18 protein-coding genes and 1 pseudogene are annotated in these 18,761 nt (G+C 62.5%); 11 read left to right on the forward strand and 8 right to left on the reverse strand.

The window, feature by feature from the left end; translation table 11 throughout:
• Positions 1 to 16: 16 nt before the first annotated feature.
• Together QM716_RS26010 and QM716_RS26015 are read left to right on the forward strand one after the other, a co-directional pair.
• Positions 17 to 922 carry an oxygenase MpaB family protein gene (locus QM716_RS26010; protein WP_283307071.1) on the forward strand — a complete coding sequence of 302 codons (906 nt, stop codon included), beginning with the start codon at positions 17 to 19 and terminating at the stop codon, positions 920 to 922.
• 488 nt (positions 923 to 1,410) lie between these two features.
• Positions 1,411 to 1,737 (forward strand): annotated as a pseudogene (locus QM716_RS26015) (transglycosylase family protein); the annotation flags it as partial.
• A gap of 367 nt (positions 1,738 to 2,104) precedes the next feature.
• On the opposite strand, the gene QM716_RS26020 reads toward QM716_RS26015, so the two are convergent.
• Genes QM716_RS26020 through QM716_RS26030 form a run of 3 tightly spaced genes read right to left on the reverse strand, consistent with a single transcriptional unit; the run spans position 2,105 to position 4,319 of the window.
• A complete protein-coding gene (locus tag QM716_RS26020) occupies positions 2,105 to 2,596 on the reverse strand; it encodes an NUDIX domain-containing protein (RefSeq protein WP_283307073.1) in 492 nt (163 codons plus the stop codon).
• A gap of 23 nt (positions 2,597 to 2,619) precedes the next feature.
• On the reverse strand, positions 2,620 to 4,041 hold the full coding sequence (locus QM716_RS26025; RefSeq protein ID WP_283307074.1) for an alpha/beta hydrolase: 1,422 nt from the start codon (positions 4,039 to 4,041) through the stop codon (positions 2,620 to 2,622).
• Between the two features lie 5 nt (positions 4,042 to 4,046).
• Positions 4,047 to 4,319 carry a DUF2277 domain-containing protein gene (locus tag QM716_RS26030; protein ID WP_283307075.1) on the reverse strand — a complete coding sequence of 91 codons (273 nt, stop codon included), beginning with the start codon at positions 4,317 to 4,319 and terminating at the stop codon, positions 4,047 to 4,049.
• Between the two features lie 132 nt (positions 4,320 to 4,451).
• Between QM716_RS26030 and QM716_RS26035 the strand changes: the two genes are divergently transcribed.
• On the forward strand, positions 4,452 to 5,330 hold the full coding sequence (locus QM716_RS26035; RefSeq protein WP_283307076.1) for a bile acid:sodium symporter family protein: 879 nt from the start codon (positions 4,452 to 4,454) through the stop codon (positions 5,328 to 5,330).
• 307 nt (positions 5,331 to 5,637) lie between these two features.
• On the opposite strand, the gene QM716_RS26040 is transcribed toward QM716_RS26035, so the two are convergent.
• Positions 5,638 to 6,225: a TetR/AcrR family transcriptional regulator gene (locus tag QM716_RS26040; RefSeq protein WP_283307077.1), complete on the reverse strand. Its 588-nt coding sequence runs from the start codon at positions 6,223 to 6,225 to the stop codon at positions 5,638 to 5,640.
• A gap of 95 nt (positions 6,226 to 6,320) precedes the next feature.
• Between QM716_RS26040 and QM716_RS26045 the strand changes: the two genes are divergently transcribed.
• Together QM716_RS26045 and QM716_RS26050 are read left to right on the forward strand one after the other, a co-directional pair.
• Positions 6,321 to 7,721: a cytochrome P450 gene (locus tag QM716_RS26045; protein WP_283307078.1), complete on the forward strand. Its 1,401-nt coding sequence runs from the start codon at positions 6,321 to 6,323 to the stop codon at positions 7,719 to 7,721.
• A gap of 97 nt (positions 7,722 to 7,818) precedes the next feature.
• Positions 7,819 to 8,136 (forward strand): DUF4333 domain-containing protein, encoded by a 318-nt coding sequence (locus QM716_RS26050; protein ID WP_283307079.1) that lies wholly within the window; start codon positions 7,819 to 7,821, stop codon positions 8,134 to 8,136.
• 54 nt (positions 8,137 to 8,190) lie between these two features.
• On the opposite strand, the gene QM716_RS26055 is transcribed toward QM716_RS26050, so the two are convergent.
• The 4 genes from QM716_RS26055 to QM716_RS26070 all read right to left on the reverse strand — a co-directional run bounded on the left by QM716_RS26055 (position 8,191) and on the right by QM716_RS26070 (position 12,123).
• Entirely contained in the window at positions 8,191 to 9,339 is a 1,149-nt protein-coding gene (locus QM716_RS26055; protein WP_283307081.1) for an acetyl-CoA C-acetyltransferase, read from the reverse strand.
• Positions 9,340 to 9,350: 11 nt separating this feature from the next.
• On the reverse strand, positions 9,351 to 10,007 hold the full coding sequence (locus QM716_RS26060) for a TetR/AcrR family transcriptional regulator (RefSeq protein WP_283307082.1): 657 nt from the start codon (positions 10,005 to 10,007) through the stop codon (positions 9,351 to 9,353).
• Positions 10,008 to 10,081: 74 nt separating this feature from the next.
• Positions 10,082 to 10,894, reverse strand: coding sequence for an SDR family oxidoreductase (locus QM716_RS26065; protein ID WP_283307083.1), 813 nt, complete (start codon positions 10,892 to 10,894; stop codon positions 10,082 to 10,084).
• Positions 10,894 to 12,123: an acyl-CoA dehydrogenase family protein gene (locus QM716_RS26070; RefSeq protein WP_283307084.1), complete on the reverse strand. Its 1,230-nt coding sequence runs from the start codon at positions 12,121 to 12,123 to the stop codon at positions 10,894 to 10,896. Before QM716_RS26070 ends, QM716_RS26065 begins: the two co-directional genes overlap by 1 nt.
• Positions 12,124 to 12,178: 55 nt before the next feature.
• Here QM716_RS26070 and QM716_RS26075 point away from each other — a divergent pair, with 55 nt between their 5' ends.
• From QM716_RS26075 to QM716_RS26100, 6 genes are all read left to right on the forward strand, one after another.
• Positions 12,179 to 13,720, forward strand: coding sequence for a FadD3 family acyl-CoA ligase (locus QM716_RS26075; RefSeq protein ID WP_283307085.1), 1,542 nt, complete (start codon positions 12,179 to 12,181; stop codon positions 13,718 to 13,720).
• Positions 13,717 to 14,589 (forward strand): enoyl-CoA hydratase, encoded by an 873-nt coding sequence (locus QM716_RS26080; RefSeq protein WP_283307086.1) that lies wholly within the window; start codon positions 13,717 to 13,719, stop codon positions 14,587 to 14,589. The genes QM716_RS26075 and QM716_RS26080 overlap by 4 nt, the downstream gene beginning before the upstream one ends.
• Positions 14,589 to 15,749 (forward strand): acyl-CoA dehydrogenase family protein, encoded by a 1,161-nt coding sequence (locus QM716_RS26085; protein ID WP_283307087.1) that lies wholly within the window; start codon positions 14,589 to 14,591, stop codon positions 15,747 to 15,749. Before QM716_RS26080 ends, QM716_RS26085 begins: the two co-directional genes overlap by 1 nt.
• Positions 15,746 to 16,711: an acyl-CoA dehydrogenase family protein gene (locus QM716_RS26090; RefSeq protein ID WP_283307088.1), complete on the forward strand. Its 966-nt coding sequence runs from the start codon at positions 15,746 to 15,748 to the stop codon at positions 16,709 to 16,711. Before QM716_RS26085 ends, QM716_RS26090 begins: the two co-directional genes overlap by 4 nt.
• A complete protein-coding gene (locus QM716_RS26095) occupies positions 16,708 to 17,760 on the forward strand; it encodes an acyl-CoA dehydrogenase family protein (protein ID WP_283307089.1) in 1,053 nt (350 codons plus the stop codon). Before QM716_RS26090 ends, QM716_RS26095 begins: the two co-directional genes overlap by 4 nt.
• Positions 17,761 to 17,904: 144 nt before the next feature.
• Positions 17,905 to 18,669, forward strand: coding sequence for an SDR family NAD(P)-dependent oxidoreductase (locus QM716_RS26100; protein WP_283307090.1), 765 nt, complete (start codon positions 17,905 to 17,907; stop codon positions 18,667 to 18,669).
• Positions 18,670 to 18,761 lie beyond the last annotated feature (92 nt).

An 18,761-nucleotide genomic window follows, 5' to 3' on the forward strand; every position in this document is an offset into this window, starting at 1 on the left:
GCACGGAGGAGGATCGATGCCCACTCACTACCTAAATTCGGGAAACTCCGAGTCGTCTCTTCGAACCGATCAGACACGCATAACCATCACTACCGAGCGTAAGCGGTGGGCCCGCAAACCCGCACACATCACCGACGCACTCGATTTCTGGTCATTCGCAGGGGCCGCCGCCAACGTCATCCTGCAACTCGGTTGGCCCGAGGTGGCATACGGCGTCATGGAGAGCAAGGTCGAATCGGGTGCTCTGACCGCGCATCCGTGGAAACGCGCACGGACAACAACGCAGTACCTCACCGTCGCGATCCTGGGCAACGAGGAAGAGCGAAAGGCCTACCGCGAGGCCGTGAACTCGGTGCACCGGCACGTGAAGTCCGATGCGAACAGCCCTGTCAAGTACAACGCCTTCAATCGCGAACTCCAATTATGGGTTGCCGCTTGCCTGTTCATCGGTTTCGAAGACAGCCATCAGTTGTTGCACGGCAAGATGTCCGAAGAACAGGCGGAATCGTTCTATCAGTCCGCATCAACTTTGGGAACGACACTGCAGGTCACCGAAGAGATGTGGCCGGCCACCCGCGCAGATTTCGAGCGCTACTGGAACCTCGGTTGCGAACGCGTCGTCATCGACGAACGCACCAAGCAATATCTGATCGACCTGGTCAATCTACAGATGATCGCCTGGCCGATACGCCTGGTGTTCCGAAACTTGCTGCGGTTCCTGACGGTCGGATTCCTTCCACCGATCTACCGCGACGAACTCGACCTCGAGTGGACCGAAGATGATCGCCGTCGATTCGAAAACCTCTTCATCTTCGTGTCGATTGTCAACAGGTTCATCCCACGCTCCATCCGTCAGGCCGGCAACACCATTCAGATGCGCGACATCCGGCGGCGGATCAAGGCGAGCAAGAATCTCGTCTGATCCTAGAGCCAGCAGCGCGATACTCGTTTTCAATTCTGCTGCCCCACAGGTAAATCGGGTCGGTCGGTCGACAACAATCGAGGCTCGATTCTGGCTCCAGCGCGACCAAAACCGGGGTCGAAAAGTCGACAGAACGAGCCCATCGGGCGACACATTCGCTGCATATCGATGCCCTAGGCGCGCTTTTTCGGTGACTTGCATCACACTTTATCTCGATTATGTAACGCCGGCGCGGTGGCATATCGCCGCACGACCTGGGAAAACACTCTTTGATGCATTTCTGTTGCACAAACCTGTGTCGACACGCCGACCCGTGACCAATCCGTAATCATCTCCTATGGTTGGTGACAGCCCGATCAACCGGGCATTACCGAATCGCCACCGCCAGTCCCACCCCGCGGTTCGGATTCGACAACATTCCTAGTGGTGGGAGCGGAGCTGAGACGGTCACCGTCCTCCGCCGGCGTGACTCGAGAGGATTTACCCAAATGACCAAGACCACCGTTACCCGCGCCCTTGCTTCTGTCGCCGCAGCCGGAGCCCTCGCAGCCGGAGCTATTGGACTGAGCGCCGGCACCGCATCCGCAGCCACCCACGACTGGTCGGGTGTCGCTGAGTGCGAATCTTCGGGCAACTGGGCTGCCAACACCGGAAACGGCTACTACGGCGGGCTCCAGTTCAGCCAGAGCACGTGGGCAGCCTACGGCGGAGCGGGCACTGCAGCCAACGCCAGCCAGGCAGAGCAGGTCCGCGTCGCGGAAAACGTCCTTGCCGGTCAGGGCGTCGGCGCGTGGCCGGTTTGCGGACAGTACCTCCGCTGACCCAAGCTCAATTAGTGCGTCGCTGCCCGGTGCTCGTCGAAATTTCGACGGCTGCCGGGCAGTGTTGTACACCGCTACCTACTTCCCGCCACCACTACTGTTGAAAGACGTTACGGCGGTACGTGATCCGTCGGGATGACGCGGAGCGAGCGAGGTGTACCGGCTCGCCTTACGATCGCGCATCAGCCCTCGGAGAGCCATCCACAGTTCTCGGAACATCCTTCTGAACCGGTTGCGAGAAGTGACCGGCGCTGCCGTAGACGCGTACGGGATGGGCTCCTTGCGCACGTAGTGCTCCATAAGCCCAGCGTAGCCGCCTTTCGACGCCGAAATGCTCGATTAAGGGAATGCCTCGCAGCCCTCACAGTGTCCGAACAAACAGATCCGGCGAACTCGGCGTCCCATCCTTGACCAGGCGTGCGAATCGGTCGGGTAAATCGCGCGGCCCGAACACTTCTCGACCGCTGTATGACAGAAGGCGGTCAACGCTCCACCACTCGAAGTGCTCGACCAACTCCTCGGCCAGCGCTTCTCGCCCCAACGATCCACAAGGATCGAATGCGCCCGGTACCGGCACGAGGAAATAGTCATTGATCGCGCCATCCCAACCGGGCACTATCGTCGGATCACGGATCTCCTCATGCCACACATGTGTGGCGGCGCCGTAGTCGCGCAATCCGATCTCCTCGTCCAATTCGCGCGCGAGCGCCTCGGGCGAGGTTTCGTCTCCTCCCAAGCCGCCGCCTGGAGGACACCAGACCGTCAGCCCATGCACGGGCGCGATGAATCGGTAGAGCAGAAGACGGGACTGGTCGTCAACGACCAACCCCCTGGCCGAGTGCCTCAGGCGCATGAGTGCCACTGTAAGGCAGCAGGTCAGGCAATGACAGCCAACTCCGGAAGTCCGGCAACCACAACCGCGAGGTTGTAACCCGACATGCGCAGTACGCCGTTGTCCCCGGTCCTCGCGTACTCCGCATGCCCGAACGCCCGCTCGTGCTTCACTCCGTCCGGGGTGATTCCTTCGGCCGTGGACAACCGATGGAACTCGGTGCGCGTCGGGTCGCCGCCGAAACGGCCGAACCCCGCGATACTGTCACCTTCCGCTTTCATGACGTAGACGTGACGGTCGGCGATACCGAGGTCCGACTCGACCTTGGCCCGCACTCCGGGAGAACCGTAGAACACCACATCGTCGACCGCCGCGCTTGCACCACGTTGCAACGCAAGAGAAGTCGCGAGCGATCCGTAAGAGTGGCCCAACGCGGTGATATGGACGCCTTCGTTGACCGATGCAGCGCGAAGACCGTGAAAGAAGCTGCCCAATGCGTCGGCGGCTATGCCTGCCTTGGACGATCGACTGACGTCGAAGCTGGCGCGACCGATGTCGAACTTGCCCGGCCCGATCACCTGTGGCGCGTCGTATCCGATCCAGGCGATCGTTGCCACGCTTTCCTTTCGGCCGGCCAGCTCGAGCTGACGCATCGCCTCTGCTCGCAATCGTGTTGCTTCACCGACCATTCCGCGCATCGAGTCCTTGACGTTGGTGTTCAATCCGGGAATCGTCACGGAGATGTGATCAGCTATGTCCGGATCACCGATCGCAATTGCGGCAAATCCTCGTTCACCTGAGCGCATATCCATGAGCAGCAACCGTCGACAAGGTTCGGCGTGAAACAACTCGTCGAGCGCGTCCAAATCTTCGAGTTTACGTTCGGCGTACCACTGGCCCGCCCCGGTGTTACTCAGCCTGCCGCTGAAGAACTCACGGCGAAGTTCCTGCGAGATTCGGACTGAATCATCTTGCAGCCGTGCTCGTTCTGATTGAATCCGATCGAGATTGGCGGGACTGCGGACCGCTCCGGGAATGCCGTCGAGGTTGGCAATCAGACTGGGTGCATGGCGCAACATCTGACGCTGCCGATCAGGGCTGAACGCTCGCCACTCCTCCCCCACGCGCACAGCCTTGTCACGGAGGTCGGTGCCGACCCGGGACCGAAGAGACAACGCATGATGAAGATCCGCGCTGACCAGCAGTGCCTCACCGATTAGTTCTCGAACGGCAACCTCGAGCAGTTGGGCGTGTACGTGCAGCGGGTGACCGTCGGCGATGGGTGCAACCGCAGAGACGGTTCCGTCCTGGCGAATATGCAAGTCGTCGGCGACGGCCTCTTTGCGCAGCGTATTCAGCCGTCGACGGATGTCGCGGACGCGATGAGCGACCAGAACGCCTTCCAGCCCAGCGGACAGCTGATCCAAAGCTTCGACGTCCCATACGTCGATATCTGTGAGATCCACTCGAGTCAGGACGAGCGAGCTGCGATCCGAGCCTGTACTTCCGGACGACGCAACGGCGGAACTGTCTGAGGTGGCTGTCTCCGAGGCGGCAGGGCACTGAGCAGGCGATTCGTCGTTTCGGTCACCTCACGCACCGCCTGTTCGAAGGCGTCTCGGTTGGCGTCGGACACCTTGGCTATTCCGCTCACCTTACGTACGTATTGACGAGAGGCTGCCTCGATTTCCTCCGGCGTAGCTGCGGGCTCGAGTCCACGAAGTTCAGTGATGTTTCGGCACATAATTCGACGATAACCCTGCTCACCGACGCCGTCACGGTTCGATACATCAATGTATCCAAACTGCCACGCAGATCCGGGCATCACGGTAGTTTCAGTGAAATTCCCCCAGTGACTGGAAGTAGCCACTAACTCATGGACTCAGCACTCACCTCGATCGGTCTCCCCGCCGCACTCGCCATCATCATGTTCGGCCTCGGGCTTTCCCTGACAGTCGGGGATTTTGCCCGCGTGGCAAAAGCGCCGAAGGCCGTCTCGATCGCCCTGATCTGTCAATTGTTGTTGCTGCCGGCCGCAGCCTTCGGCTTGGTCACCTTGTTCGACCTCGACCCACTGCTCGCGGTCGGCATGATGCTCCTCGCTGCATCACCGGGCGGCACCACGGCAAACCTGTTCAGTCACCTGTTCCGCGGCGACGTCGCGCTCAATGTGACGCTGACTGCGGTCAATTCGGTGATCGCGGTGGTCACCCTTCCGTTGATCACCAACTTCGCTTTGGGGTACTTCGAACCCGAGGACGCGGACGGCACTCTCGGACTTCAGTTCACGAAGGTCCTCCAGGTCTTTGCCATCGTCCTGATTCCGGTCGTCCTCGGAATGTGGGTTCGGTTGCGCTCGAGCGCCTTTGCCGAGCGCATGGACAAGCCCGTCCGCATCGGATCCGCGATTGTTCTGGCGCTGGTGATCGTCGGAACGGTTGTATCCGAGCGCGATAACATCGCGGACTATCTCGTCGACATCGGCGTCGTCGCTGCACTGTTCTGCTTGCTGAGCCTCTCGATCGGCTACATCGTTCCCCGAATTTTCGGCATCGAGGACCGCCAGGCCATCGCCAGTTCCATGGAGATCGGCATCCACAACAGCACGTTGGCGATCACCATCGCCGTCAGCCTCCTCGACAACGTGCAATTGGCAGTACCCGCGGCGGTGTACGGCGTTCTGATGTTCCCGCTCGCTGCCGCCTTCGGTGCCGCCATCACTCGCAAGTCACGGGCAACAGTCGAAATAGCCTGATATCAAACAGTTTCCGAATAGACGGAAGCCGTTGTCAGCGTCGCCGCGCCGTCACCGCAAGTTCGCTTGTGCCGTAACTGTTGTCGTCCAGGTTCACCGTCACCCCGGGCGGTCCTGTCGATCGACGCCCGGACCGACCTCGCCATTGCTTGCCGGCCGGAAACGGCACCGTTCTGCGCGTAAGCACCTACTACGGGTCCATCTACACCAACATGTACGTCGCCAAGGGTTGGGACGAACTCTATTCGACGCTCGACCAGTCGGACTTTTCCATGGAAATGCCGGCCGCTCCCGAGCGGTCGGCATTTCACGTTTCGAGGTCGATACCCAAAGCTCCGGAGAGGGTTCGCAGACAGATCACCCTCAACTCCTCGTGCGGTATGGAAGGTTGATCGAGCCAGTCGAGACAGACAGCCCGGACGAACGCGATCCATCCCCGCACCGCGACGGCAGCGATCTGTCTTTCTTCGCCCTCGAATTCCAGTGCGTCGAGGATTCGAACCTGTTGCTGTTCGAGTTCCCGTTCGACGATCGCTCGGATACCGGCCTCTGCTGAGAGCGTCCCGACGTTGATGGCGCGCACTCCCCTGCTGTGTGACTTCACGTACGCGAAGTAGGCATCCAACCCGGCTGCCACCTGTTCGCGCACCGGCAGCGTCGCGTCCGGTGCGGTCACCTCGAGTAGGTGCTGCGATTCGCGCTCGACGATTGCCGCGAAAAAGTCTCGTTTGGTCGGGAAATAGTGGTACATCAACCCGCGCGAGACGCCCGCGACCTCGGCGACCTCTTCGATCCACACGTCCTCGTACGAGCGATCGGCAAAAAGTTGCGCGCCGATGTCGAGCAACTGCGTGCGCCGCTGCTCTCGGTCCAAGCGTTTTCGTGGTGCAACCATAGGCAAGTCAGATTACTACTTGACACCGATTCAGTAAGGCGTACTTTGCGTACTAGACACCAATTCAGTAAGCGATCTCAACCGGGGGGCACACCATGAGCGTCGACACCACTCCAGAGGCGACGAGCGATGCTCGGATCCCGCATCCGGCGTGGCGCCTGCCAGTCCTAGGCGACGTCCTCGGGATCAATATCCGGACGCCACTGCAGAACTCCGTGAGCATCGGCCGCGAACTCGGCCCGATCTTCGAAAGAAACGTCCTGGGCAATCGCTTCGTCTTCGCCTCGGGCGCAGACATGGTGGCAGAACTGTCCGACGAGTCCCGGTTCGCCAAACACCTCGCACCCGGAGTCAAGGCGCTACGCGGAATCGGCGGCGACGGACTGTTCACTGCCTACAACCACGAGCCCAACTGGGGCAAGGCGCACAATCTCCTGGCACCGGCGTTCAGCCAGACTGCGATGCGCTCGTACCACCGCACGATGCTCGACGTGGCCGGCGAGTTGGTCGACCATTGGGACAGCCGTGGCAGCGACTCCCCCATCGACGTCTCCGCAGACATGACGAAGCTGACGTTGGAGACCATCGGACGCACGGGATTCAGCTACTCGTTCGACTCCTTCGAACGTGAAGAACAGCATCCGTTCGTCAAAGCAATGGTCGGAGCGCTCTCCCATTCACAACGCACGACGTTCCTGAAGTCGACTGCCCTGGGGAGAGTGCTCGCGCGTCGCGCCGATCAACGTGACGAGGTCCGCAAGGCGTACATGGCCGAGGTTGTGGACGAGGTGATCCGTGCCCGGCGCACAAGTACCGAGCCGGGACCCGAAGATCTCCTCGAACTGATGCTGCGGGCGGCTCGCGAAAACGATCCCAACCGTATCGACGAACTGAACATCCGCCATCAGGTCGTGACGTTCCTCGTCGCCGGGCACGAAACCACCTCCGGCGCTTTGTCGTTCGCACTGTATTACCTCTCGCAAAACCCTGACGTACTGGCCAAGGCACAAGCTGAGGTCGACAAGGTCTGGGAGGGCGAGGAGCCCGCATTCGAGAAGATCGCGAAACTTCGATACGTACGACGCGTCCTCGACGAATCACTGCGTCTGTGGCCGACAGCACCGGCATACGGCCGCGCGGCACTCGAAGACACCACGCTCGTCGGGAAGTATCCGATGAAGAAGGGCGATTGGATGCTCGTGCTCATCCCGTCACTTCATCGTGATCCGGTGTGGGGCAACGATCCCGATGCTTTCGATCCGGATCGTTTCCTGCCCGCCAACATCAAGGCCAGGCCGGCGCACGTGTACAAGCCGTTCGGAACTGGTGAACGTGCTTGCATCGGAAGACAATTCGCCATTCACGAAGCGGTTCTCGTGTTGGGCACCATCTTGCAGAAATACACGATCGAAGCCGATCCGGATTACGGACTGAAGGTGGCCGAACGGCTCACCCTCATGCCCGAAGGCTTCAACTTGACGGTCCGCCGACGCTGACCTCGCAAAACTGCGTCGAGCAATTCGGTTGAACAGTCCCAAATGCGGTAATCCCAGAGCTGGCAGCAGCGAGCACCGGCGCACCCTGGGAGTTCACATGACAAAGAGGCCTGCAGTGGGAATCGTCTTACTCTCGGTGGCATTGGCCACGGGAGCTTGCTCGGCAAGCGTCGGGACACCGCAAGTGGACAAGTCCGAAGTCGCAAGCCAGATCTCCACTCAACTCGCGGAGAAGATCGGCGAGCCACCCGATGACGTGACGTGTCCGGAGAACCTCGACGCCGAAGTCGGCGCGACGATCACCTGCATCCTGACCGAAGAGGGCACCGAGTACGACGTCACAGCTACCGTGACCAGCGTTGACGGTGAAAGCGCCAACTTCGATATCAAGGTCGCGGATGTGCCGAACAACTAACTGCTGTGCGCCTTTATTAACCGCCGGCGGTTAATAAAGGCGCACAGCAGGGGGTCAGAGACGCTCGATAATCGTCGCGTTTGCGGTACCGCCACCTTCACAGATGGTCAGCAGGCCGTAGCGGCCGCCGGTGCGCTCGAGTTCGTTGAGCAGGGTTGCCATCAACTTGGTGCCGGTCGCACCGAGCGGGTGGCCGAGTGCGATCGCGCCGCCGTTGACGTTGACCTTGGCCGGATCTGCACCAATTTCCTTGATCCAGGCCAGGACGACCGGGGCGAAAGCTTCGTTGATCTCGACGATGTCGATGTCCTCGATGCTCAGACCGGCCTTCGCGAGAGCATGCTTCGTGGCCGGGATCGGCGCACTGAGCATGAAGATCGGGTCGTCGCCGCGTGCGCTGAGGTGATGAATCCGGGCGCGGGGCTTGAGGTTGTACTTCTCCACCGCTTCCGCCGACGCCAGCAGCAGCGCACTCGCGCCGTCGGAGATCTGGCTTGCCACTGCTGCGGTCATGCGCCCGTCGTCGACGAGAACCTTGAGCGTCGCCATCTTCTCGAGGCTGGTCTCGCGGGGTCCTTCGTCGACGGTCGCGTCACCCATGGCGACGATTTCGTTGTCGAAACGACCCGCGGCGATCGCAGCCTTGGCGCGCTCATGGCTCTGCAGTGCCCACTTTTCGAGCTCTTCGCGGCTGATGTCCCACTTCTCGGCGATCATCTCGGCGCCCTTGAACTGCGAGACTTCCTGGTCACCGTAACGCTCGGTCCAACCGACCGAACCCGAAGTCGGCGTGTCGAATCCGTACTGCTGGCCGACGATCATCGCTGCCGAGATCGGAATCTGGCTCATGTTCTGAACGCCGCCGGCAACGATCAGATCCGCGGTGCCCGACAGGATTGCCTGAGCACCGAAGTGCACCGCCTGCTGGCTCGAACCACACTGACGGTCGACGGTCACGCCGGGAACGTGCTCCGGGAATCCCGCTGCGAGCCAGGACATACGGGCGATGTTGCCGGCCTGGCCGCCAATGGCGTCGACGCAGCCGAAGATCACGTCGTCGACGTCACTGGGGTCGATGCCGGTGCGCTCGACCAGTGCCTTGACGACGTGCGCACCGAGATCGATGGGGTGCACGCCGGACAGCGCTCCGCCCCTCTTGCCGATCGGTGTGCGAATGGCGTCGACGATGTAAACCTCTGACATAGCGGTAGCTCCTAGTTTCGTTGTGCAGCAATAATTCTTGAAGTTTTTCCAACAGTTGCCGGATCAGAGAGCCCGTCGAGCACGATCGCGAGATATTGAGCCGCGACAGCGTGGGCCGAGAGGGATCCACCCGGGCGGTACCAGCGAACCGCGACCCACACGGTGTCGCGCATGAATCTGAAGACCAATTCGACGTCGATGTCGGAACGGAAGGTCCCGTCCTCGACGCCGGCTTCGAGAACTCCGACCCACAGGTCCCGGAATTCGGTGTTGCGCTCTGCCAGGTAAGCGAAGCGCTCGTTCCCGACGAGGTGCTTGACCTCGTCCTGGTAGATCGCAACGGCAGAATGCGAGGCGTCGATGGCCTCGTACGAAGTCACGACCAGCGCTTCGAGCGTCGCGCGACTGTCCAACCCCGCCGCAACGATCTCGCGGTATTTCCCGAAGAGTTCGTCGAGGAACTGGTGCAGGATCTCGTCGACCATCGACTCCTTGGAATCGAAATGGTGATACAGACTCCCGGAGAGGATCCCGGCGGCGTCGGCGATGTCGCGAACCGTCGTCGCGCGCACTCCGCGATCGGCGAACAGCCCGGCCGCGATCTCGAGCAGCTCGTCGCGGCGCCCGGACTTGCCGGTTGATTCGTCGGAATTTCGAGGTGGCGTCATGTATTCAATCCTATCCAGGGCCCTCCCCTGTGCGCGGTCAGCGAGTCCAGGGACTCCTCAACCGCGCACGGGGGTCAAGCCCTCTGCGAAGAAACGGAGACGATCTCGCCGGTCATGTAGGTGGAGTAGCCGCTGGCGAGCATCGCGATGACCGTTGCGATCTCCCAGACCTCCGCCGCGCGGCCGTAGGCCTCACCGGAAGCCAACTGGTCGAGCAGTTCCTCACTGGTGACCTTCGCCAGGAACGCATGACGGGCAATGGAGGGCGAGACCGCGTTGATACGGACTCCGTACTCCGCTGCTTCGATTGCGCTGCACCGAGTCAGCGCCATGACGCCGGCCTTGGCTGCGGCGTAGTGCGCCTGGGAATGCTGCGCCCGCCAACCGAGGACGGACGCGTTGTTCACCAGAACACCGCCGTGGGGAACGCTCTTGAAGTACCGCAACGCGGCGCGCGTAGAACGGAAGGTGCTGTTGAGGGTGATGTCGAGAACGCGATCCCACTGATCGTCCGTCATGTCGACGACAGGAGTCTCGCCGCCCAGGCCTGCGTTGTTGACGACGATGTCGATGCGCCCCAACTTCTCGGCCGCGCCGACGAACAGCGCGTCGACCTGCTCGGTGCTTGACACGTCGCAGATGATCGATTCGACCTGCTGACCGGGGAATTCGGCCTTCAGCTTCTCCACCGTCTCGCCGAGTCGACGCTCGTGGAAGTCGGAGACGAGAACGTCGCCGCCTTCGAGAAGCACCCGACGCGCAGTAGAGAAACCGATGCCGGTTCCGGCGGCGGCGGTGATGATTGCCTTCTTCCCCGCGAGCAGTCCGTGGCCCGGCGTTTCCTCGGGCGCAACGGAAAGCGGGGACGCGGCTTTGGTGTCAGACATTAACGAGCCTCTCGGGGAAGACCGAGCACGCGCTCGGAAATGATGTTGCGCTGAATTTCGTTGGAGCCGCCGTAAATCGTGTCGGCGCGGGTGAAGAGGAAGAGGCGTTGCCACTCGTCGAGCTCGAGATGTTCGGGGTCGGTGATGTCCGAGGCATTGCCTTCGGAATCAGCCCACGGTGCAACCAACGACGACGCACCTTGCACGTCCATCGCAAGCTGTCCCAGATCACGATGCCAGTTGGCCCACAACAGTTTTGCGACGGACGCTTCTCCGCCACCGGTTCCGGCGTCGACCGCGTCGAGAGTACGCATCGCGTGGGCGCGCATCACGCGCAGTCCGACCCACGCGCGGGCGATCTTTTCGCGGATGTGCGGATCTTGGTCACTACCATTGGCTTTCGCCAGGTCGACGACGCCTCGGAGCTCGCGGGCAAATCCGATCTGCTGTCCGAGCGTGGATACACCGCGCTCGAAGGTGAGCAGCCCCATCGCGATCTTCCAGCCCTCGCCAGGTTCCCCGACCACCAGATCGGCGTCGGTGACGGCGTCGTCGAAGAAGACCTCGTTGAACTCGGACGTACCGGTGAGCTGCTGGATGGGCCGAACTGTCACACCGGGCTGATCCAACGGGACCAGCAGGAAGCTCAAACCCTGATGACGCTTGGAACCCACTTCGGTGCGGCAGACCACGAAGCACCACTGTGCGACGTGGGCCAGCGAGGTCCACACCTTCTGGCCGTTGATGATCCACTTGCCGTCTTCGAGGCGTGCGGTGGTGGAGACGTTCGCGAGGTCGGAACCGGCGCCGGGCTCGGAGTAGCCCTGCGACCACAGTTCGCTGACAGTGTTGATGCCCGGAAGGAATCGACGCTTCTGCTCGTCGGTTCCGTACGCGATCAGCGTCGGGCCGAGCAGCTCTTCACCGATGTGGCTGACGCGAGCGGGCGCACCGGCCTTCGCGTACTCCTGATGGAAGATGACCTGCTGAGCGATGCTTGCTCCCCGCCCGCCGAACTCCTTCGGCCACCCGAGGCACGTCCATCCTGCGGCTGCGAGGTGCTTGTCCCACTCGAGTCGTTGCTCGAAGAACTCGTGCTCGCTACCGGGGCCGCCCTTACCCTTGAGCTGGGCGAATTTGCCCGTCAAGTTCTCGGCCAACCACTGCGCGACCGTGGTCGCAAACTCGTCGTCCGTCATCTGCCCGTCCGGGCTCTCGCTCTGGTCCACATATGTAAGATAACCTACCAAGCACTTGCTAGGTAGCGTGTCAGGTAGGAGTCCAGTGACCGAACAACCGAGAACCATCCCATCAGCCCTCATCCGGGCCGCCGAGGAGTTCGGTGAGCGCGCGGCTATCGCCGATGGCGACACCCGACTGACCTTCGCACAGCTACACCAGCGTGTCCGCGATTTCGCCGGCGCACTGATCAACCGTGGGGTGAAGGCAGGCGACCGCGTCGTCATCTGGGCGCCCAACACGTACCACTGGGTGATCGCCCTGCTCGGCGCTCAGTACGCCGGCGCGGCCATCATTCCGATCAACACTCGATACACCGGCACCGAAGCTCTCGACATCATCGAGCGCGTCGACGCCGCGGCTCTGGTCATCGTCGGCACGTTCCTCAAGGCCGATCGGTACCAGCAGTTGCTCGACGCCAACCCGAGCCTGTCGATCCCCACCGTCATCCAGGTACCGATCGACGGGAACGACGACCGTGACGGCGTCATCGAGTTCGAGGACTTCCTCGCGCTCGCCACCGACGCCGCCCGCACCGAAGCCGACGCCCGCGCTGCGAAGGTGCAGCCCGACGACGTCAGCGACATCCTCTTCACCTCCGGCACCACGGGACGCAGCAAAGGCGCGATCACCGCGCATCGTCAGTCCATCGCCGTCGCCAAGTCGTGGGGCGAATGCGCCGAGGTCACCGCTGACGACAACTTCCTCATCATCAGCCCGTTTTTCCACACCTTCGGGTACAAGGCCGGAATCCTGGTCTGTCTGTTGAACGGTGCGACGATCGTGCCGGTGTCCGTCTTCAACATCGACGACACCCTCGCGCTGGTCAACAGCGAGAAGATCAGCATCCTGCCTGGCGCCCCGACGATCTACCAGACCATCCTCGACCACCCCCGCCGCAGCGAGTACGACCTGTCCTCGCTCCGCATCGCGATCACCGGCGCCGCACCCGTGCCGGTTGCTCTCGTCGAGCGCATGCAGGAAGAGCTTTTCGACGCCGTCCTCACGGCATACGGCCTGACCGAGGCGGTCGTTGCGACCATGTGCCGCACCGACGACGATCCGGTCACCGTCTCCACCAGTTCCGGCCGCGCGACAGCCGATTTCGAGGTCAAGATCGGCGACCAGGGCGAGATCCTGCTTCGTGGACCGAACGTCATGCTCGGGTACCTCGACGACCCGGAATCCACCGCCAAAGCAATCGACGCCGACGGCTGGCTGCACACCGGAGACGTCGGAACCCTTGACGAGCGTGGGTATCTCGACATCACCGACCGCCTCAAGGACATGTATGTCAGCGGCGGATTCAACGTCTACCCCGCCGAGATCGAGGGGATGTTGGCTCGCCTGCCCGGCGTCCATGAATCGGCTGCCATCGGCATCCCCGATCACCGGATGGGAGAGGTGGGCCGCGTCTACATCGCCCAACTCGACGGTGCCGGTCTCACCGAAGAGTCGGTGATCGCCTTCCTCAAGGAGAAGATCGCGGGCTTCAAGGTGCCCCGCGAGGTGCGCTTCGTCGACCACCTGCCCCGCAACCCCTCGGGCAAGGTCCTCAAAACAGTTCTGCGCGAGGAACAGTCATGACCGTTCCTTTCGAAGCCGACGTCGTGACCTACGAGGTTCGCGACTCCGTCGCCGTCGTGACCTTGAATCGCCCCGATTACCGCAACGCCCAGAACTCGGTCGTGACGTACGCCCTCGACGCGGCATTCCAGCGCGCCGTCGAAGACGACGACGTGAAGGTGATCGTCCTGGCAGGCAACGGACCTCACTTCAGTGCCGGTCACGACCTGGGGACCCCGGGACGCGACCATCACGTCGAGTACGAGAACAAGGCCACCATGTGGTGGGATCACGTCGACAAGCCAGGCGGTGACCAGCGTTTCGCCCGTGAGATGGAGGTCTACCTGGGCATGTGTCGTCGCTGGCGGGAGATCCCCAAGCCCACCATCGCGATGGTGCAAGGCGCCTGCATTGCCGGCGGACTCATGCTCGCCTGGGTCTGCGACATGATCGTCGCGTCCGACGACGCCTTCTTCTCCGATCCCGTTGTCCGCATGGGCATCCCCGGCGTCGAATACTTCGCGCACCCGTGGATGGTCGGTTCACGATTCGCCAAGGAAATGCTCTTCACCGGCGATCGGTTCACCGCTCAACGTGCCTACGAAATCGGCATGGTGAACCGCGTCGTCGCCCGCAAGCACCTCGAGAAGGAGACGTTCGAGCTCGCCGGACGTATCGCCGAGATGCCCCGCTTCGGACTGGCTTTGACCAAGAAAGCCGTCAATCAGTGCGAGGACCAGATGGGGATGCGCAACGGCATCGATTCTGTCTTCGGTCTGCATCACTTCGCTCACGCTCACAACGCCGAGGTAGGCAAAGACTCGCTTGGTGGTCTCGACGCCAAAGCTATGGCTGCCAGTGCTCGCACACCGCAGGAAGGAACACACTAGTGGATCTCGTATTCGACGACGCCACAACCGCATTCCGTGACGAGGTCCGCTCGTTCCTGGAGGCGAACGTCCCCGCCACTCCGCTGAAGTCCATGGACACCGCCGAGGGCTTCGAAGAACACCGGCAGTGGGAACACACCCTCGCCGACGCCGGTTACGCCGTCGTCTCCTGGCCCGAGGAACTCGGTGGCCGCGACGCGTCCCTGCTCGAATGGGTCGTCTTCGAGGAGGAGTACTACCGCTCGGGTGCGCCCGGTCGCGTGAGCCAGAACGGCATCTTCCTGTTGGCTCCCACACTGTTCGAGCATGCAAATGCCGAGCAGTTGGCTCGCATCATGCCGCGCATGGCTCGTGCCGATGACATCTGGGCACAAGCCTGGTCCGAGCCCGAGTCCGGTTCCGACCTCGCGAGCCTGCGTTCGAGCGCGAAGAAGGTCGACGGCGGCTGGCTGCTCAACGGTCAGAAGACGTGGAGTTCGCGTGCCAGCTACGCAGACTGGGGCTTCGGCTTGTTCCGCTCCGATCCGGATGCGCAGCGCCACAAGGGCATCACGTATTTCATGTTCGACCTCCGATCGAAGGGCGTCACCGTTCGCCCGATCGATCAACTCGACGGCGAGCCCGGCTTCGCCGAGATCTTCCTCGAAGACGTATTCGTCCCGGACGACCCGGCCAGCCCCGGCGAGTCCGGTGTGATCGGCAACGTCAACGAAGGTTGGCGCGTCGCGATGAGCACCGCAAGCAACGAGCGTGGTCTCTCGCTGCGCAGCCCCGGCCGCTTCCTCGCGACAGTCGACCGCCTGCTCGCGCTGTACAAGTCCAGCGGACGAACCGACGACAGCGCTCTGCGTAACCAGGTCGCCGACGCCTGGATCGGTGCTCGCGCCTACCAGCTCAACACATTCGGGACCGTCACCCGTCTCGCCGACGGTGGACAGCTCGGCGCCGAGTCCTCGATCAACAAGGTCTTCTGGTCCGAGTGGGATATCGCCACCCACGAGACTGCTCTCGAACTGCAGGGCCCGGAAGCCGAGTTGGCCGACAACTGGATGGACGGATACCTGTTCTCCCTGTCCGGACCGATCTACGCAGGTACCAACGAGATTCAGAAAAACGTCATCGCTGAGCGTCTGCTCGGCCTACCGAAGGCGGACCGATGAGATTCGCGCTCGACTCCTCCCACCAGGACTTCGCGGCAAGCATCGATGCACTGCTGACCAAGTCCGACATGCCCGCCGTCATCCGTTCGTGGAACGACGGTGACACCGAGCCTGGCCAGAAGCTCTGGCAGCGCCTTGCCGAAACCGGCGTCAACGGCCTCGTCATCTCCGAGGAACACGACGGACTCGGCGCCGACGCCGTCGATCTGGTCGTTGCTCTCGAACAGCTCGGTCGCCACGCAGTACCCGGACCGGTTGTCGAAACGATCGCCGTGGCACCGACGCTCCTGGCTTCGGTTGCGCCGGAACGTCTCTCTGCTCTCGCCGAGGGTTCGCTGGCAACCGTCGCAGCTCCCCCACACACACCGTTCGCGCTCGACGCCCATGCGGTGGACCTGGTGCTGCTCGCACAGGACGGTGCCGTCTCACTCGGCGTCCCTGGCGAGGCCAAGGCGTCGGTGGATCTCTCCCGCAAACTCTTCGAGGTTTCCCCCGGCGAATCGCTGGGTTCTGCCGACTTCTCGGCGGCCTTCGACATGGGCGCTCTTGCCACTGCCGCGCAGTTGCAGGGTCTCGGCCAGACGCTGCTCGAGGTCACCACCGAATACGCTAAGCAGCGCAAGCAGTTCGGCAAGGTCATCGGACAGTTCCAGGCCATGAAGCATCACCTGGCCGAGGTCGCCGTCTCCTTGGAAATGGCTCGCCCCCTGCTGCACGGGGCCGCACTGTCGGTCCGCGATCAGTCGGCCGACGCCTCGCGTGACATCTCAGCCGCCAAGGTCGCGTGTGGCGATGCCGCCTACAAAGCCGCCCGCGTCGGGCTCCAGGTTCACGGCGCCATCGGCTATACGATGGAACATGATCTCTCCCTGTGGCTCACCAAGGTACGAGCATTGCTCACCGCGTGGGGCACGCCGTCCGAGCACCGCGCACGCGTCGTCGAAGCTCTGGTCGCGTCATGAGCATCGACACCGAAGACCAGGCAGCATTGCGCGCGTCGGTACGTGATCTCCTGAGTAAGCATTCCGACTCCGCTGCCGTCCGCGCCGCCATCACCACCGAGATCGGCTACGACGCCGCGCTCTGGAGCAAACTGTGCGAGCAGATCGGCGTCGCCGCGCTGGCGATTCCCGAGGAGTTCGACGGCGTCGGAGCAGGTTTGGGCGAGGTACATGTGGTCCAGGAGGAACTTGGCCGCACGCTGACCCCCTCACCGATGTTGGGTTCCGCAATTCTTGCCGCACAGGCACTGCTGCTTTCCGGTGACAGCGACGCGTGCTCGCGGCTGCTGCCCGGTGTCGCGGCCGGTGAGAGCACGCTCGCCCTGTGCTGGGCGGGCGCCGCTGGTTGGAGCACCTTCGGCGTCGAGGCTACCGAGGATGCGTTGAACGGCACAGCGTCGTACGTCCTCGACGGGCACGTCGCAGATACCCTGCTCGTTCTGACTGACGACGGGTTCTACGAAGTGGATCCCGCGGCCGAGGGCGTATCCCGCCGACGCGTCCCCACCATGGATCCGACGCGAACGCTGGCGGAGGTCACGTTCTCCGGTGTTCGCGGTCGACCGCTGCAGTGGTCCGAAGGCCTGGTCGATCGCATCCGAACCGTCGTCCTGATCGCGTTGTCCGCAGAGCAGGTCGGAGCAGCCGCAGCGATCGTCGAACAGACCGTGGAATACACCAAGTCGCGCAAGCAGTTCGGTCGCGCGATCGGTTCTTTCCAGGCCCTCAAGCACCGGATGGCCGACATGTACACGTTGGTCGAGACGGCGCGGTCGATGACCTACGCCGCAGTGGCGACGCAGTCGGCCGACGACGCAGCGGTGGCGAAGGTCTACTGCTCGGAAGCGTTGCAGCAGATCACCTCCGAAGCGGTTCAGTTGCACGGCGGAATCGCGATCACCTGGGAGCACGACGCTCAGCTGTACTTCAAGCGTGCTCACGGCAGCGCTCAGCTCTTCGGCCAGCCGAGTACCTATCTGCCGAGCCTCGCACAGGCAGCGGGTCTGTAGGACGCGTCGGTGCTTGTTCGTCGCATTCCAGGGCGAACAAGCACCGATGCTGCCCAGTCAGTGGAATGCCCAGCAGACTGATAGCTCTGGATCACGCAGAATCGAGACCAGACAGCTGTCCATCCCACAGACCGGAGTTTTCTCGTGAATCGATTCGACGACAAGCGCGTCCTCATCAGCGGCGCAGGATCCGGAATCGGCCAGGCCACCGTTGCCCGCATCCTGACAGAAGGTGGCACCGTCGTCGCCGCCGACATTTCCGAGACCGGCCTCGAACAGACGCTGAACGCCGCGAAGGACGCAGGCCATTCCGATCGCCTCACCACGGTGAAGGTCGACATCTCCAGCGAAGAGTCTGTTCGCGAACAGGTCGGCGCTGCGATCAAGGCTCTGGGCGGTCTCGACGTGTTGGTCAACGCGGCGGGCATTCTGCGCTCCGCGCACACCCACGAGATGACACTCGATTTCTGGAACACCGTCATCGGGGTCAACCTCACCGGAACCTTCCTCATGACGAGGGAGTCCCTGCCGGCACTGCTCGAAAGCGGGGCAGGCGTCGTGGTCAACTTCAGTTCCACTTCGGCCACGTTCGCCCACCCCTACATGACGGCGTACGCAGCGTCGAAGGGCGGAATCCAATCCTTCACGCACGCACTCGCTCTCGAGTACAGCAAGCAGGGCCTCCGCGCCGTGGCCGTCGCACCCGGCAGCATCGCTTCGGGTATGACGTCCGATCCCGGATTCCCGGCCGACATCGACTTCACGCTGCTCGGCAAGCTGGCCCCGGCAATCGGTGAAGGTTTCGCGCCCCCGTCCGCGGTCGCCGGCGTGATCGCGATGCTCGCTTCCGAGGACGGCTCATTTGTCACCGGAACGGAAATCCGCATCGACGGCGGCACGCATATGTGACCACCTGCTGTGCGCCTTTATCAACCGCCGGCGGTTGTGTGATGTGTCATGACGTAGTGGACACATATGTGTCAGGACATCGTGGACACTTC

It is taken from the genome of Rhodococcus sp. IEGM 1409 (assembly GCF_030056735.1).
GTDB lineage: Bacteria > Actinomycetota > Actinomycetes > Mycobacteriales > Mycobacteriaceae > Rhodococcus_F.